Source organism: Francisella halioticida, from assembly GCF_002211785.1.
GTDB lineage: Bacteria > Pseudomonadota > Gammaproteobacteria > Francisellales > Francisellaceae > Francisella > Francisella halioticida.
Genome location: NZ_CP022132.1, coordinates 1 through 16,122, shown reverse-complemented (window position 1 = coordinate 16,122; position 16,122 = coordinate 1). Strand labels below are relative to the sequence as shown.

Sequence of the window (16,122 nt, the reverse complement as noted above, 5' to 3'; positions counted from 1 at the left end):
CATAAAGGTGAAAAATGAAACAAAGAACTCTAATACTTGGCATAGGATCTCCTTTTGCAGATGATCAATTTGGTTGGTTTGTAGCAGATAAACTTTCTGGAATTGTAAAAGAAAAAAATATACAAAATATCATCGTAGAAAGTGCTGATAGGCCCGGGTTAAATTTACTGACCTATTTGAATAGTGACTATAACAAAGTTATACTAATAGATGCTGTATATGCAAAAGTTGCACCTGGAACAGAGTTCTATTTCAAAGCTAAAGATATTCTAAGCTTTAATGGTTTTTTATCCTCACATAGTCTCGGAGTTGCACAATCTTTAGCATTAGCTGATGCTATTGGTATGGATATTAGTAATGTTGAATTTTATGGAGTTGAAGGCCTAAGAATCTTTGAGAAAGATGATATTATTTCTGATATTGTTAAGAAAGCTATAGATACTTTTGTTACAAAATTACTTAATAACTTAGGAGATTAAAAATGTGCCTAAAGTTAGACTCATGGTTATAGATAAGCAAAATGATTCAGTAGCGTACCCTAGTATTATTTATAGCTGGGTTGATGATGTTAATATAATTTCTGAAAAGGAGTTTGAATATACAAAGCGATATTCTTCCAGAAGAATATATAAATCTAAAATAAGTAAAACTATACATCTTTGCTGTTAACTTTCTCTATTTTTTGTTGGTTTGCTAGTTTTATCTTAACAGCTTCTCGTTTATCAGATAGTTAATAATCTAAACTGTCCCTGTTATTCAATACCACTTTATAAAATATTTTTATTCCTTGCTTTTATGCAGCATCTAAAATACCAGAATATACTTCATCAGGAGTCATATATCCAATACTAGAATGTAGTCTTTCATTGTTGTAAATATCAATATATTCTTTGATACCTACTTTAGCCTCTTTCATAGTTATATATGATGCCGGATAAACATTTTCATATTTCAGTGTTCTCCAAAATCTCTCAATTGCAATATTATCTATAGATCTTCCTTTAGCATCCATAGATTTATTTATTTTATTATCAGATAATATTTTAATATGCTCTTTTGCTGTATATTGAGTTCCTTGATCAGAGTTAAAGATATCAGGTTTACCATATTTAAATAACGCTTCTTTTAACACACTAGTTGTTAGATGTGTATCCATAGTATTAGAAATCTTCCAAGCTAGTATTTTCTTGCTATGCCAATCTATTATGGCTGCTAAATATGCATACCCACATTCTAGTCTAATATACGTGATATCAGCACTCCATACCTTATTAGCTTTATCTATAACAACCTGATTCGTCTCATTTTTAAATACATTAAGTAAGTATGGATATTTCTTGTGTTGCTTATTAATGACAGTTGTCTTTTTTTTAGGATACAATGCCTTAATACCCATGAATTCCATAGCACTTTTGATTAGCTTCCTTCCAGCTAGAAATCCTAATCTATTTAGCAACTTTACTAGCCTTCTCGTACCATAATATGGATGTTTAGTATGTATCAAATCTATTGCATTTAATAGTCTAATATCATCATTACTACTAAATTTTGATATTGGTGTATAATAGTACACACTCTTAGATACAGATAATAGTTTAAGCTGATTATTTAAAGATAATTCTAGCTTAGTATCTACAGAGTTTACTCTATCATTTGATGATACCAAGCTTTTTAGCTTTCCCATTTAAAAATCCCTCTCTACTATTACCTCGCCTAGTTCTTTACTTGTTGCATCTTTATCTTTTCTAAGCTCATCTATTTCCTGCTTATACTCCTTAACAACAGAGCTTTTATCAAATGCTAAGCAAGCATTAGATAAAAATTGCTGCTTCCAATTGTGCACGTTTTTAGGAAGTAAATCATACTTACTTGCTATCTCATTAACTGTCATATCGCCTTCTAGCAATTCTATAATTACTTTAGCTTTAAAATCAGCTGTATACGTTACTCTTTTTTTACTCATTTATCTATTTCCTAATTTATCTAGTTAAGTTTAACATCTAGGAATAAAAATCTTTCTAAAATCAGTAGCTTTTTCTGGGAACATTATATTTATTAGATTTTCATCATGCTCAGTTTGATATGGAGATATAAAATTAACCACCCCTGAAAAACCATTTGCAAGTAGATTCAATTTCAAACTTTCAACATAATATGAGTTGATTTCTATCGATTTATCTTTTTGAAGATTTAGTTTATTATCAAAAGGAATAATTTCTAGTTGTATAGATTGTGAGGATAACGAATTAGAAGTATTAGCTAAATTCTGTTCTAAATAATCCATCATATTTATTACTTCCTTTTAATTGTTAGACACGCTCATATATTATTATCGTTCTTAACTATCCAACCATTATAATAGTAAATACTTTGCATACTATCAGTTAAAATACGTAAATAAAGACAGAGCTAATCGCAAAAATTGGTTTGTAATTTAGTACTTTTCCCCATTATTTACTAAAAAGTAATCAACTAGTTTTTTCTTCAGTTGTTTAGATAAACCCCTATGGACTCTAATTCTATTTTTCAAATCTGAGAACTTACCTCCATCAAAATAATTTGTCGTATTTGGAGTGCAAAATTCTTTGTGCTTTTTGTAAGTGGGGTTACAATACGCTATAAACATACTTGACTTTTCTTCATTTTGTGGCAGAATCCATCATTCTAAATGATCATAGTTATGACACAAAATGAAGAAAAGTAAACTAATAATATCCTTAGTTGGATTAACCGCGATACTAGGATCTTGTAGTGTAAAAGAACCACAAGAATTCCCCAAAACCCCCTATACATCTGGCAATGTTTCTTTAACCTTAAAAAAAGGAATTACAACAAAGGATCAAGTGATCTATTCATTCGGGTCTCCAAACATCGTAACACAAAATGCAGATGGAGATTCTGTATGGACATATCAAACAAATGCTACTATGCAAAAAAATTCAAGTAAAAATGGATTTTGGACACTTATATTGGCAGGAAGCTCCTCTCAAAAAAATAGCTTCATAGAGTCACAAAAAACAATGACTATAATTATAACTTTTAAAGATGATACTGTTTCAGACTTTAAATCATTATCAACAAATTTCTAGAAGGTAGGAAAAATGTTAAAAAAAACACTAGGGTCTATTATGTTAATTTCTGCAACACTTTTATCTAGTTGCAGTATGCCACCAACAAAACCTCCGTTAACTCCATTGCAAATACAACTTATGCAAACAAAAACATTTAATATAGATAAGCGTACAGCATTTGATTCTACGGTTACAGTTATGCAAAACCTTGGGTATATTGTCAAAAATGCCAATTTTGATACAGGAATCATTACAGCTAAAAGCACTCAAAGTGCAGATTTTTGGGGAAATTCAAAGTACACTGAAGCCTCTGCATTCATCAAATACAGACAATCTAAGAAAGATTCTAGTATTCGAATAAATTTTGTTCTACACAAAATTGATCAAAATACAAATTCAGATGGAGGCATGGGATCACCTATTACATCATCAGCAGCAGTTGAAGATCCTCAAGCATATAAAAATGCGTTCACTAAAATACAGCAACAGATTTTTGTTGATACTGGAGTATCTCCAACACAATAGTTAACTGATTTTCATTTAGTATTAAAGTGTAATACCAATCCCAACACAACTCAACCACCCTGCAATAAATTACAGGGGTTGGGTGGCGACTGAAAGTCGCTGTTTCGTCTAAAGACGATTAATGCTGTTACTCAACTATAAAGTTATCGTCACTATCGTACTTAATATCATGATTCTCCAAATAGTTTTGGATTATCTTATCTGTAACTTCTCCTCAAGGTAACCAACTGCGTTGGTAACTTAAATCTTAACCAAACTAGGGTTTTTTGATACAATATAAATCAACTTCGTTTGATTTATATTTGACCAATTAGAACACCAACTAAAATCCAAGAGCTACTGCAGTATAAAAATGCTTGGTGGGATTATTATCAAACATATAAAGATATCATCAGAACTGAGGTAGTTGAGACAATAGTTAAGATGCTTAGCTGTGGCATCCGTGCCAGAGGTTTTCATCACTACAGCTGCTCTAACCCCAAATGCTTACACTCCAAGAATGTCACTCATAGTTGCTCATGTAGATATTGTCAAACATGTGGAGTTAAACCAACCAACGATTGGATTAATGAGCAATTAGAAACTTTGCCTAATTGTGACTGGCAACATATAACTCTAACAATGCCTGATACTTTATGGCCATTATTCAAAGATTGGAAACTTCTTAACAAACTTCCAAAGATAGCTGGCGATATTTTCAATGAAATTGCCAAGAAACAAAAAGGTATTCGTATTGGGATGTTTATGGCTATCCATACTTTTGGTAGAGCTCTTAATTGGAATACTCATCTACACATGTCAGTAACTATGGGCGGTATTAATGATAAAAATGTTTGGAAGAAAATTAGGTTTGTAAAAAAGGTGATTATGCCTATGTGGCGATATAGAGTTTTAAACTTACTCAGAGAGCATCTTACACAAACTGAAATTGACGAACAGTTTAATAAACAGTGGGTTATACATTTTGCAGAGCCTACAAATAATCCAAAAAACACAATAGCATATCTTGGTAGATATATCCGAAGACCACCTATATCAATGTCTCGCTTAAAGCATTATGATGGTAAAGAAGTTACATTTAGATATTTAGATCACAAAATATCTAAATTCAAAAATGAAACTCTAGATATGAATGATTTCTTAGATAGATTTACTCAGCATATACCTCCCAAAGGATTTAGACTCATCAGATACTTCGGCTTTCTCGCAAACTGTGTTAGAGGTAAATTGTTGCCGAAGATATATCAGATATTTAAGCAAGATCCTAAAGCTACCACTAAAACCAAATGGGCTGAGCTGTACAAAAAATCTTTTACTGTTGATCCTTTAGAATGCATATTGTGTGGTTCGCAACTACTACTCACAGGTACTGTAATTGGATTGAGCTCAAAAGATTTTATGAATCACCATGAACATCTGGCAAAAAGAAAACGAATTATTTAGCACTACAGGGATTAATTCGTCTGGAATATGGAATTGGTTAAGAATAACTTTATTTTAGTATCAAATAACTATGATAAGTGTATTTTTGTGAGCATATGAGTTTTGTCATTTTTTGATTATCTGAAATTTGGATTTTTCAGCATTTTTTACGCAATATCGAAATCGCTATTCATCAATATCGAAATCGCTATTCATGAACTAAAGCATCCATAACCAACTGCCCAAAAGTGCTTACCCCAATATCTCTGATTCAATTCAGGATGTTCCTGCTGAATTTTCCTTGAGGTCATTCCCTTGATTCTTTTGACCATATTACTAATTGATACATGTGGTGGATAAGATACATACAAATGTACATGATCTTTACTCACCACTCCTTTTAATATCTAAATGTCATTTTCACAACAGTATTGACGAATAAGCTCTCTTATTCTAACTCCTATTGCTCCATTCAATACTTTGTAACAATATTTCGTAATCCAAACTATATGCACTCGCAGATTAAATACTGTATGCGATGCCTTTCTCTTTACCCTTGACATGAATTTTTTACAAGATAATAAATATGATCTACCCCGTCAATTTGGGACAGTTTACTACTTCATTTTCCATTATATATTCAAATTGATATGGAGTCATATAATTTATTGTAGAATGTCTCCTTTTTGTATTATAGTAAACTTCAATATATTCAAATATTGATAGTTTAGCTTCTTCTCTAGTTTTATAGCTTTCATCATGTACTAACTCTACTTTTAAAGTTCCAAAGAAACTTTCACAAGCAGCATTATCGTAACAGCATCCTTTAGAGCTCATACTTGATAGTAGCCAGTGTTCTTTAATAATGTCTTGATATTGTTTGCTACAGTACTGTGACCATTTATCAGAGTGTATAATCACACAAAGATACAGCCACCCCTCTTGTGTAGGTACATAAGTTATATCTGTAACCCACCTATGATTTACAGATAAAGCAGTGAAGTTTTGTTCTAATAAATTATCATAAACATGTTTGTTGTGGTTAGAATCTGTAGTTTTCTTATGCTTACGAGCCGCTTTAGCATGTAAACCAAGTAATTTCATACGTTTAGATACTCTAGGTTGAGTAACTTTCCAACCCATATCTTTAAGCTCTTTGTATATCCTAACACTTCCATATCTAGATTTATGTTCATTAAAATAGCATCATCTAGTTCAGCATTGCCTTTTACCTATAGGTTTATGAATCCATCTGTAATATGAAGATGTGCTCACATTCAAAGATTTACATAGTGTTGTTACTGGCATAACTTTATAATGCTCCTTAATAAAGGCGTACCTTACAGATTTTGCTTTGCAAAGTACGCTGCTGCCTTTTTTAGTATTTCACGCTCTGTTTCTGCCTGTTTGAGTTTTTTCTTCAAATCAGTATTTTCAAAAGATAGTTGCTGGTACTGCGTTTTATAATCTATCTTTATTTCTTTCTGAGAGTTTGACATGGCTTTGGATATCCAACTGCAAATGGTTTTATATTTAACCCCTAAGTTATCTGCTATTTCTCGTCTATTTGCATCTGGTTGTAAACATAATTTAACAGCTTCATCTTTAAACTCTTTTGTATATCTCATCTTGTCTCCTTTTCTTAACACCTAAGTGTCCCAAATAGAAGGGTATGATCATTTTAAGAAACCTAAATTTGATTGTATTACCATCATATTCTTTTATTTTAGACATCGCTATAGGTGGTTTTTTGATATATCTTCCAATGTATGTGATAGTATGTTCAAAATGTTCCGTAGGCTTATCAAAATGTACCACCCATGGTCTTTCATATTGAATTTTAGTCAGGCTTTTTGATATTTTGTCATAACCATTATTAATAATTTATCTAATCAGCTTAATAACAGCATATCTCCACATAGGCATAATTTTATTTTTACTAAAGCGAATATCTTTCCACTTACCATCTTTGGTTAATCCACCCATTGAAACAGATAGATGTATATGAGTATTTCAATTCAGTTGTCTGCCATAAGTATGTAATGCTGAGAATATACCGACTTTTATGCCTTTTTCTTTTGCTGTTTTTAGTAAAGGCTCACAAGCACATTTGAATAAATCACCAAGTTTGTCTCTATTGTCTTTAAATACTTGCCATAATACATCAGGCATTGTAAAAGTAATATGTTGATACTTACACTCAGTAAATATATCTTTGATATCTTCTATCCATCTATCAATTGCCATTTTGCCATATGTTGGACATGATCTACAGTTACAGCTAAAACATATTTTCTTAGTATGATGACAGCCTTTAGTATGGCATACAAATTGCTTATATCCTCTAACCTGTAAGCCACAGCTCATAATATTAGTCATGTTTTCTAGCTCAACATCTCTAATATCTGTTTTATGAGCTTCGAAGTATTTCAGCCATGATTTATCAATTTGTAATACTTCTTTGATTTTTGATGGAGTTCGAATTGTAATGTATAAAAGTCTATTAGATAATAAATAATTATATTTAAAATATTTTAAACATTGAAGCATAAACATTCTCATAATAAGATGATACAGAAAGTATTACGAGATATAGCTAAAAACCATAAATTATTCCCTCAAGTAGTTATCCAAGAATTTGCTGAAGGTTCGTTAAACTTTGTTGATGAGTTTTGGATTAAAATATATGAAATATATGGTGATAAATATAATGATGTATATCGTCGTCCTGATTGTAAGAAATTTGAATTAGATCACTTCGAAGATAAAGTAAAAATATCTAAATATTTACAGTCAATTGATAATTGTGACCACTAGCACAAACTAAACCACAGCTGCCAACACAGTTGGCTTACGTTCTTTCCTGTGGTTCAAATCCCAAGCTTTTTATAACCCTGTAAATCCATGACTAATCTTTGGAATAATGACTCGGTTTTCGTAAAGTCATAACATCTTCTTTTTTATAACTTTAATTTTATTATTTAAGCCTTCTACAAAACCACTATTTTTCCTTGATTTAAAATAATTAGCAATACTGGATTTATACTTTGTTAGTGTTTTGATAAAAGTATTAAATATTTTTAAATCACTCTTCTCAACGTTTTCTATCCATCTATAAATTTGGTTTTGTCGCAAACTGAGTGCATTGGAACAATATTTTCAAAATCATCTATCTCTAGATACAGTTATGCTGCTATTGCATAAAACTGTCCCAAATTGACGGGGTAGATCACCTAGATCTAACCGCTAATTTTCGCAACAAGTTGCTCACCGTATGGAAAACCTGATGGACAGCAAAGCTGACCACAGGTTTACACACACTAATTAACGAGTTACCACAGTCAAGCGTACTACTAGCCAATTTAATGCGTCGAGGAACAGTAAATACAAAACTTTTCTTTTTTTATTTTTTTTAAGAAGGAGATTTTCATGATGAAAATGTTTTAGGTGGATACTCAACATATTCAAAGGCATCCAATATATAATTTTTGAGAGACACTAAGACAGCCAGACCTTAAATAGCATAAACTTACTTTATTTTGCGAATGATAAAATTCAGGCTCTTCTCCACTTTTAGGGGTTGTGTAAGTCAGGTAGCATAAAGGTTATACTGTATGTAACTTTTAACAATGTACTCGCATTATGGCCAATTTTACCCTACCTTTAGATATCAGCTCATTAGAAATAACTGCTCAAACTATTGATAATAAAGGGAATATCACATTTTTAGTTGTAAGTACGTGTTCAGATACAACGTGTTATAACTGTGGTAAGAAGGCAACCAAAGTTTATGGTTCAAACCCACCAAGAACCATTCAACATACATCCATATTAGACCGTAAAGTTTACCTCCAAATTAAGTCAATTAAGTATAAATGTGATCATTGTGGTAGTACCATATCTGAGCAGTATGACTGGTGCGAAAGAAATGCTAAAGTTACCAAAGCATTAGAAGAATATATAATGCGTAATTTAACCAACAGTACCATAGAAGATGTTTCGAAGAAAACCAAAATAGGCTATAAAACGATTGCAGGTGTACTAGATAGGCAAGTATCTAAAAAAGTTGATTGGAGTAAATATACAAACTTAAATATTATTGGAATTGATGAGATTAGTGATCGCAAAGGACACCAAGATTATTTGGCTATTATTAGCACTAAGTCGAAGTCAGATAAATTATCTGTCATAGCTGTGTTAAGTGATAGAAGCAAGAATGGTATTAGAACATTTTTAAAATCTATACCCAACCCTCTCAAGAAAACTATTAAATCAATATGCACAGATATATATGATGGATTTGTATATACAGCCATAGAAGTCTTTGGACAGCAAGTAGTTGTTGTAGATAGCTATCATGTGTCTAAGCTATATAGAAAGCCATTAGATAAGCTAAGAATCAAAGAAATGGCAAGACTTAAAGAAGAACTATCTCATGAGGAATATGCTCGACTAGATGGAATGATGTGGATCTTAAGAAAACAACATGAATGTCTAACACAAGCTGATAAAGCAAAGCTTTCTGTTCTCTATGAATATTCTCCTTTACTAAAAAAAGCCCATAGCTATGCTTTAAAATTAACACATATATTTAATACTCATAGCAGTAGAAAGGCAGCTATGACAAAAATTAATAGATGGATAGAAAGTGTTGATAAAAGTGATTTAAAAATATTTAATACATTTATCAAAACACTAACAAAGTATAAATCTAGTGTTGCTAATTACTTCAAATCTAGAAAAAACAGTGGCTTTGTAGAGGGTCTAAATAACAAAATTAAAGTCATGAAAAGAAGGTGTTATGGATTCTTCAAAAGCGAGTCATATTCTAAAAGATTATTCTTGGATTTATGGGGATACAGCGTGTATGGTAATTAACCCCTAGAACGGGAGAAGAACCAAAATAAACTATGAATTCGATTACAGAACTGAGATTTATTCATTAAAACATCTCCATTATTATGAAGTGATTGTTATATTTTGTTATAAAAGTAAGTTCAAGTATGTTAATATAAAAAAGTAGGCAAAATATTTGACTGACTGAGAATAGCTGGTTTATGAAGTATTTAGAAGATGGAAGATTAAATATAGATAATAACCATACAGAGAGGGTTATTCGTAAGTTTGTAATACCAAGGAACAACTATATGTTTGCAGATACTGTTAAAGGAGCTAAAGCATTATGTATACACTTTAGTATTATACAAACTGCTATAGCTAATAATCTAGAGCCATATCAATATTATGTGGATATTATGAAGTCCTTACCTTATTGTAAGGCAGTTGAGGATTATGAAACTTTACTTCCTTGGATAAAATCTTTAGATAATAAGTTAGTTGTATAATGGACTTAGAGATTAACTGCAGTCAGTGCAATAAAAAAATAAAATTAACTAAAGATCATAAATATTGTAATAACTGTAATTATTGTTATGAGGTTCATTATAAAAGAATTGGCTATTTTTTTAGAAAAATAATTGCCTACAATGCTTATACACATTATGTCCCTAAGCTAAAAAGTCCTTATTTCTTTCAAGATATATCCAAAAATAATCTAAGAACTGTAAGAGCTGCTTTAAGCCGAAGAGCATTTAGTTATAATGAAAAATTCTATTTACAACAAGCTACCAATAAGAATTTTTTGTTAAAACATTTTACTGCTGCAAATACTAATGAATTTAATGCTATCTTTTCTAGAAAAAAACTTATAAAAGATGGTATAACATTTAATGAAGAAAATACTGCTTTAGATGATATAGAAAATGTTGGGGACGATCACTTTGTTTTCTTTTCTTTTCATTATGATAATTTAACAAAAACAAGATCTCGTTTTGGTGAAAATGTTATTTCACTGGAAATGAATTCTCATTCTTTAGACAAATTAAACATTTGTGCAACATTAGATGATTATGCCACTACCTCATGCGATGAAATAAATATTATTCCTCCATATAAAGAAACAAATAGACTCTTATTTAACAAAATATTTCCACATCTAAATGATAAAGAGATAGAAGTCTTACAGGTAGCTTTTTTTGATTATATAAATAGTAATGATTTCAAAATACTTGCTAAGAATTTTCAATTTAATCTCTTGTATGGTGCTGATATTCCAACTGGAATAGCTCTATTCTCTATATTATTATACAGAAATATTATCAATAATATACTTGCCAAGTCATATCTATTAGGAAGAAAGTTATCAGAATATATCGATGATGCCTATCTCAAATCTAATCAAAATGAGTATTTAGATGCCCTAATGTCTCATTTTAAAATTATTGTTAAAATTCCTATATTTATTTTTTTCAAAAATTGGATTACATAATTATGGTGTTGTATTTCAGCTAATCTCAGTGAGTAGCCATATCAACACTTGGTTCTGTCGCAAACTGAGTGCATTGGTACAATATTTCCAAAATCAGCTATCACTAGATACTGATCATACCCTCCTATTTGGGACACTTAGGTGTTAAGAAAAGGAGACAAGATGAGATATACAAAAGAGTTTAAAGATGAAGCTGTTAAATTATGTTTACAACCAGATGCAAATAGACGAGAAATAGCAGATAATTTAGGGGTTAAATATAAAACCATTTGCAGTTGGATATCCAAAGCCATGTCAAACCCTCAGAAAGAAATAAAGATAGATTATAAAACGCAGTACCAGCAACTATCTTTTGAAAATACTGATTTGAAGAAAAAACTCAAACAGGCAGAAACAGAGCGTGAAATACTAAAAAAGTCAGCAGCGTACTTTGCAAAGCAAAATCTGTAAGGTACGCCTTTATTAAGGAGCATTATAAAGTTATGCCAGTAACAACACTATGTAAATCTTTGAATGTGAGCACATCTTCATATTACAGATGGATTCACAATGTAACCAACTGCGTTGGTAACTTAAATCTTAACCAAACTAGGGTTTTTTGATACAATATAAATCAACTTCGTTTGATTTATATTTGACCAATTAGAACACCAACTAAAATCCAAGAGCTACTGCAGTATAAAAATGCTTGGTGGGATTATTATCAAACATATAAAGATATCATCAGAACTGAGGTAGTTGAGACAATAGTTAAGATGCTTAGCTTGTGGCATCCGTGCCAGAGGTTTTCATCACTACAGCTGCTCTAACCCCAAATGCTTACACTCCAAGAATGTCACTCATAGTTGCTCATGTAGATATTGTCAAACATGTGGAGTTAAACCAACCAACGATTGGATTAATGAGCAATTAGAAACTTTGCCTAATTGTGACTGGCAACATATAACTCTAACAATGCCTGATACTTTATGGCCATTATTCAAAGATTGGAAACTTCTTAACAAACTTCCAAAGATAGCTGGCGATATTTTCAATGAAATTGCCAAGAAACAAAAAGGTATTCGTATTGGGATGTTTATGGCTATCCATACTTTTGGTAGAGCTCTTAATTGGAATACTCATCTACACATGTCAGTAACTATGGGCGGTATTAATGATAAAAATGTTTGGAAGAAAATTAGGTTTGTAAAAAAGGTGATTATGCCTATGTGGCGATATAGAGTTTTAAACTTACTCAGAGAGCATCTTACACAAACTGAAATTGACGAACAGTTTAATAAACAGTGGGTTATACATTTTGCAGAGCCTACAAATAATCCAAAAAACACAATAGCATATCTTGGTAGATATATCCGAAGACCACCTATATCAATGTCTCGCTTAAAGCATTATGATGGTAAAGAAGTTACATTTAGATATTTAGATCACAAAATATCTAAATTCAAAAATGAAACTCTAGATATGAATGATTTCTTAGATAGATTTACTCAGCATATACCTCCCAAAGGATTTAGACTCATCAGATACTTCGGCTTTCTCGCAAACTGTGTTAGAGGTAAATTGTTGCCGAAGATATATCAGATATTTAAGCAAGATCCTAAAGCTACCACTAAAACCAAATGGGCTGAGCTGTACAAAAAATCTTTTACTGTTGATCCTTTAGAATGCATATTGTGTGGTTCGCAACTACTACTCACAGGTACTGTAATTGGATTGAGCTCAAAAGATTTTATGAATCACCATGAACATCTGGCAAAAAGAAAACGAATTATTTAGCACTACAGGGATTAATTCGTCTGGAATATGGAATTGGTTAAGAATAACTTTATTTTAGTATCAAATAACTATGATAAGTGTATTTTTGTGAGCATATGAGTTTTGTCATTTTTTGATTATCTGAAATTTGGATTTTTCAGCATTTTTTACGCAATATCGAAATCGCTATTCATTAAAATCAGTAGCTTTTTCTGGGGACATTATATTAATTACTACTACTGGAAATTATTTAATTCCTGATTTCTATATAATGTTTTTGTGCATTCCTTTTTTTATTGCAGTATTATTTATTCCTAAAACTTGCCATAATGAAATATTTCTTAGAAAAGAAAAATAATTGATTAATATCTTAAGTTACTCTATAGACTTCTCTTTTCTTTAAGAGATTATTGCCTAAATTTTCATTGGCATAATAATAAATAAACTATTATCTTTTTCATCTTTAACCAAAGCACTCATATTAGGATTATCAAGATAAATAGTCATTGTTTCTTCATTAATTACGCTTATTATGTCTAGTAAATACTTATAATTAAAACAAATTTCCATCGTATTATCACTATATTGAACTTCAACTTTATCTTCAGCTTTTTCATTATCAGGGTTATTAGCTGATAAAAGTACCTGACCTTGAGATATATTTAAGCGGACACCTTTATATTTATCATTGGCAAGGATTGATGTTCTTAATAATGAGTTTTTCAAAATTTGTTTATCAACTGCTAAAAGCTTTGTATTATTTTTAGGGATTACTTTTTGATAATCAGGATAACGTCCATCTATAAGTTTTGATATAAAAGCATAACTTCCAAATTCTGCTTTAAGGTAGTTTTTGCCAAGACAAATTTTGATAGTTTCTTCAGTTTTACCAACTATTTTTTTAAGCTCTAAAATAGCTTTTCTTGGAATAATTGATTGACTAGCACTATCAAGTACTTTGCTATCTATTATAGCTTCTGTAATTGACATCCTATGACCATCCGTTGATACAGCTCTTAAAAGATTTGAGTTTATTTCCCAAAACATACCATTAAGGAAATATCTTGTATCATCATTTGCCATAGAAAAATCTACTTTTGAAATAATATGATGGAAATCTTGTTGAGATATATCAAAACCTGCTTGCTCACTTATATTATTATCAATAAGTGGATAATTATCAGCATTTAATGAAATAAGATTAAAAGTACTATTATTTGAAAGAATCTTTACTTTATTATCTATAATTCTAAAATCAATAATAGAATTATCATTAAGACTTCTAACTATATTGTAAATTTTGTCAGCATTTAACGCTAATTTGATAGTTTCATTACAACTAACAGCAATATTACAAGATATCTCTGTATCTAAGTCTGAAGCTGTAATCCTCAAATTATTATTACTTATATCAAATAAGATACAAGATAATAAAGGCATTGTACTTTTGCTATTAGCCACAGATAGCATCGATTGTAAAGGCTTTAGTAGGTCATCTCTATTTAGTACAAAATTCATTTTTTAAAAACCCCTATGAATAATAATATATATTTAACGAGAAATTTTATCTAAAAGCAACTCATAATCATCAGATATAGGAGTATTGCTTTGTCTTAATTTAGTTATTGCTTTAACAGCATGCATCACAGTAGTATGATCTCTACCACCAAAAGCATTACCAATTTCTGGCAAGCTATGTGATGTAAGCTCTCTTGTTAGACTCATTGCTATTTGTCTTGGTCTAGCTATATTTCTACTTCTTTGATTAGAAGTTAAATCTTTTACTCTAATTCTATAAAAATCTGCTACAACTTTTTGGATATTATCTATTTTCACCTTTTTTTCTTGAATTTTTATAACATCTCTTAAGCATGATTGGGCAACTTCTACAGTTGGATCTTTATAGTTAAATTTAGAAGTTGTTAAAACTCTATTTAAAGCTCCTTCAAGTTCTCTTACATTTGTTCTTACATTTTCAGCTATAAATACAGCTGTTTCATTAGGTAACTTCTGCCCTAAATCATGAGCTTTTTTGAGCAAAATAGCTATTCTAGTTTCTAAATCTGGCATATCTACGGAAACCGTTAAACCATATCCAAAACGCGATACTAGCCTTTCTTCTAAACCTTCTATTTCATTTGGATATTTATCACTAGTTAGGATTATCTGCTTACCATTTTCATATAAAGCATTAAAAGTATGAAAAAACTCTTGAGCTGTCCCTTCTTTACCCGCTATAAATTGGATATCATCTACCAAGAGAATATCAGCAGATCTATACACCCTTTGAAATTCATCTTGATCTTGCAAACGAATAGAATTTACATAATCTTTAATAAACTGTTCTGAATTTGTATAAATAATTCTAGCATTTGGATTAACATCTCTAGCATGATTACCAATAGCTTGCATTAAGTGAGTTTTACCTAAACCACTACCTCCATATATAAATAAAGGATTATGCAATTTTCCAGGATTAATAGAAACTTGCATAGCAGCGGCTCTAGCTATCTTATTTGCATCACCTACAACAAAATTATCAAAAACGTATTTCTCTTTTAATGGTAAGCCAAAAGAATACTGTTCACCATCTTTTGCAGTAATAAGCATAGCCTCATCAAAGCCAAATAATTCTTGAGATGAAGATTTAGAAGCCTTTTTTTGAGTTTTTTTAGGTTCTTTTATTTCTGCTAAGTTTTCTGAATCATCTTTAACTTCAATATTGGTTTTATTAAAAAAATTAGTTTGAGGGCCAGCAGAAACAGTTTCCAATTTTTTTTCACTAGAAAATTTTTTATTTGAATATTCTATTATTAAATCATTACCATGAAACTCTTGTATTGTTGATAAAATAATATTTCCATACTTAGATTTTATGTGCTTTTTGAAATATTCATTATTACAATAAATTGTGAATAAGTTACTATTTTGGTCTACATAGATAGGCTTTATCCACGTTTTATATTCAAACGTAGAAAGATTTTTTTTGATTTTTTTTAAGCATTTATTCCATGTAATCAT

Annotated in this window: 19 protein-coding genes and 3 pseudogenes; 11 read left to right on the top strand and 11 right to left on the bottom strand. The window is 30.6% G+C overall.

The features are described from left to right. The first annotated feature begins 14 nt into the window (after window positions 1-14). Entirely contained in the window at window positions 15-479 is a 465-nt protein-coding gene (locus CDV26_RS00120; RefSeq protein ID WP_088771566.1) for a hydrogenase maturation protease, read from the top strand. Between the two features lie 4 nt (window positions 480-483). Next, window positions 484-669 (top strand): hypothetical protein, encoded by a 186-nt coding sequence (locus tag CDV26_RS11760; RefSeq protein WP_157671264.1) that lies wholly within the window; start codon window positions 484-486, stop codon window positions 667-669. A gap of 124 nt (window positions 670-793) precedes the next feature. Here CDV26_RS11760 and CDV26_RS00115 read toward each other — a convergent pair whose 3' ends face one another. Genes CDV26_RS00115 through CDV26_RS00105 form a run of 3 tightly spaced genes read right to left on the bottom strand, consistent with a single transcriptional unit; the run spans window position 794 to window position 2,284 of the window. After that, the gene (locus CDV26_RS00115) at window positions 794-1,684 is read right to left on the bottom strand and encodes an IS3 family transposase (protein WP_088771565.1); all 891 of its coding nucleotides are present in this window, start codon (window positions 1,682-1,684) and stop codon (window positions 794-796) included. Beyond that, a complete protein-coding gene (locus tag CDV26_RS12735) occupies window positions 1,685-1,963 on the bottom strand; it encodes a transposase (protein WP_245806465.1) in 279 nt (92 codons plus the stop codon). 30 nt (window positions 1,964-1,993) lie between these two features. Continuing rightward, window positions 1,994-2,284 (bottom strand): hypothetical protein, encoded by a 291-nt coding sequence (locus CDV26_RS00105; RefSeq protein ID WP_157671261.1) that lies wholly within the window; start codon window positions 2,282-2,284, stop codon window positions 1,994-1,996. A 406-nt stretch (window positions 2,285-2,690) separates the two neighbouring features. Between CDV26_RS00105 and CDV26_RS00095 the strand changes: the two genes are divergently transcribed. From CDV26_RS00095 to CDV26_RS00085, 3 genes are all read left to right on the top strand, one after another. After that, window positions 2,691-3,089 carry a hypothetical protein gene (locus tag CDV26_RS00095; RefSeq protein WP_088771562.1) on the top strand — a complete coding sequence of 133 codons (399 nt, stop codon included), beginning with the start codon at window positions 2,691-2,693 and terminating at the stop codon, window positions 3,087-3,089. 12 nt (window positions 3,090-3,101) lie between these two features. Then, a complete protein-coding gene (locus CDV26_RS00090; protein WP_420809886.1) occupies window positions 3,102-3,596 on the top strand; it encodes a hypothetical protein in 495 nt (164 codons plus the stop codon). A 309-nt stretch (window positions 3,597-3,905) separates the two neighbouring features. After that, window positions 3,906-5,039 (top strand): IS91 family transposase, encoded by a 1,134-nt coding sequence (locus CDV26_RS00085; protein ID WP_157671630.1) that lies wholly within the window; start codon window positions 3,906-3,908, stop codon window positions 5,037-5,039. Between the two features lie 191 nt (window positions 5,040-5,230). Here the strand turns inward: CDV26_RS00085 and tnpA are convergent. The 5 genes and pseudogenes from tnpA to CDV26_RS00055 all read right to left on the bottom strand — a co-directional run bounded on the left by tnpA (window position 5,231) and on the right by CDV26_RS00055 (window position 7,568). Beyond that, window positions 5,231-5,581 (bottom strand): annotated as a pseudogene (tnpA, locus tag CDV26_RS12730) (IS200/IS605 family transposase). Window positions 5,582-5,609: 28 nt separating this feature from the next. Further along, a complete protein-coding gene (locus tag CDV26_RS00070; protein WP_088773408.1) occupies window positions 5,610-6,161 on the bottom strand; it encodes an IS3 family transposase in 552 nt (183 codons plus the stop codon). Window positions 6,162-6,358: 197 nt separating this feature from the next. After that, window positions 6,359-6,667, bottom strand: coding sequence for a transposase (locus tag CDV26_RS00065; protein WP_157671255.1), 309 nt, complete (start codon window positions 6,665-6,667; stop codon window positions 6,359-6,361). Then, window positions 6,624-7,004 (bottom strand): annotated as a pseudogene (locus CDV26_RS13895) (transposase). The gene CDV26_RS00065 and the pseudogene CDV26_RS13895 overlap by 44 nt, the downstream one beginning before the upstream one ends. A gap of 27 nt (window positions 7,005-7,031) precedes the next feature. After that, window positions 7,032-7,568 (bottom strand): transposase zinc-binding domain-containing protein, encoded by a 537-nt coding sequence (locus CDV26_RS00055; protein ID WP_157671251.1) that lies wholly within the window; start codon window positions 7,566-7,568, stop codon window positions 7,032-7,034. 18 nt (window positions 7,569-7,586) lie between these two features. On the opposite strand from CDV26_RS00055, the gene CDV26_RS00050 reads away from it, so the two are divergent. After that, complete coding sequence (locus tag CDV26_RS00050) at window positions 7,587-7,835, top strand: hypothetical protein (protein WP_088771555.1); 249 nt, start codon at window positions 7,587-7,589, stop codon at window positions 7,833-7,835. A 126-nt stretch (window positions 7,836-7,961) separates the two neighbouring features. Here the strand turns inward: CDV26_RS00050 and CDV26_RS13890 are convergent, their stop codons facing one another. Continuing rightward, window positions 7,962-8,153, bottom strand: a complete 192-nt coding sequence (locus tag CDV26_RS13890) for a transposase (RefSeq protein ID WP_088771554.1) — start codon at window positions 8,151-8,153, stop codon at window positions 7,962-7,964. Window positions 8,154-8,660: 507 nt separating this feature from the next. On the opposite strand from CDV26_RS13890, the gene CDV26_RS00040 reads away from it, so the two are divergent. The 5 genes and pseudogenes from CDV26_RS00040 (at window position 8,661) to CDV26_RS00020 (ending at window position 13,122) form a co-directional block, all read left to right on the top strand. Then, complete coding sequence (locus CDV26_RS00040) at window positions 8,661-9,896, top strand: ISL3 family transposase (protein ID WP_088771553.1); 1,236 nt, start codon at window positions 8,661-8,663, stop codon at window positions 9,894-9,896. Window positions 9,897-10,075: 179 nt separating this feature from the next. Next, window positions 10,076-10,363 (top strand): transposase domain-containing protein, encoded by a 288-nt coding sequence (locus CDV26_RS00035; protein ID WP_088771552.1) that lies wholly within the window; start codon window positions 10,076-10,078, stop codon window positions 10,361-10,363. Beyond that, on the top strand, window positions 10,363-11,346 hold the full coding sequence (locus CDV26_RS00030; RefSeq protein WP_088771551.1) for a hypothetical protein: 984 nt from the start codon (window positions 10,363-10,365) through the stop codon (window positions 11,344-11,346). The genes CDV26_RS00035 and CDV26_RS00030 overlap by 1 nt, the downstream gene beginning before the upstream one ends. Before the next feature lie 141 nt (window positions 11,347-11,487). Next, window positions 11,488-11,796, top strand: coding sequence for a transposase (locus CDV26_RS00025; protein WP_157671249.1), 309 nt, complete (start codon window positions 11,488-11,490; stop codon window positions 11,794-11,796). Between the two features lie 191 nt (window positions 11,797-11,987). Beyond that, window positions 11,988-13,122 (top strand): annotated as a pseudogene (locus CDV26_RS00020) (IS91 family transposase). Window positions 13,123-13,515: 393 nt separating this feature from the next. Here the strand turns inward: CDV26_RS00020 and dnaN are convergent. Together dnaN and dnaA are read right to left on the bottom strand one after the other, a co-directional pair. Further along, a complete protein-coding gene (dnaN, locus tag CDV26_RS00010; protein ID WP_088771547.1) occupies window positions 13,516-14,619 on the bottom strand; it encodes a DNA polymerase III subunit beta in 1,104 nt (367 codons plus the stop codon). A 33-nt stretch (window positions 14,620-14,652) separates the two neighbouring features. After that, window positions 14,653-16,122 (bottom strand): chromosomal replication initiator protein DnaA, encoded by a 1,470-nt coding sequence (gene dnaA, locus CDV26_RS00005; protein ID WP_088771546.1) that lies wholly within the window; start codon window positions 16,120-16,122, stop codon window positions 14,653-14,655.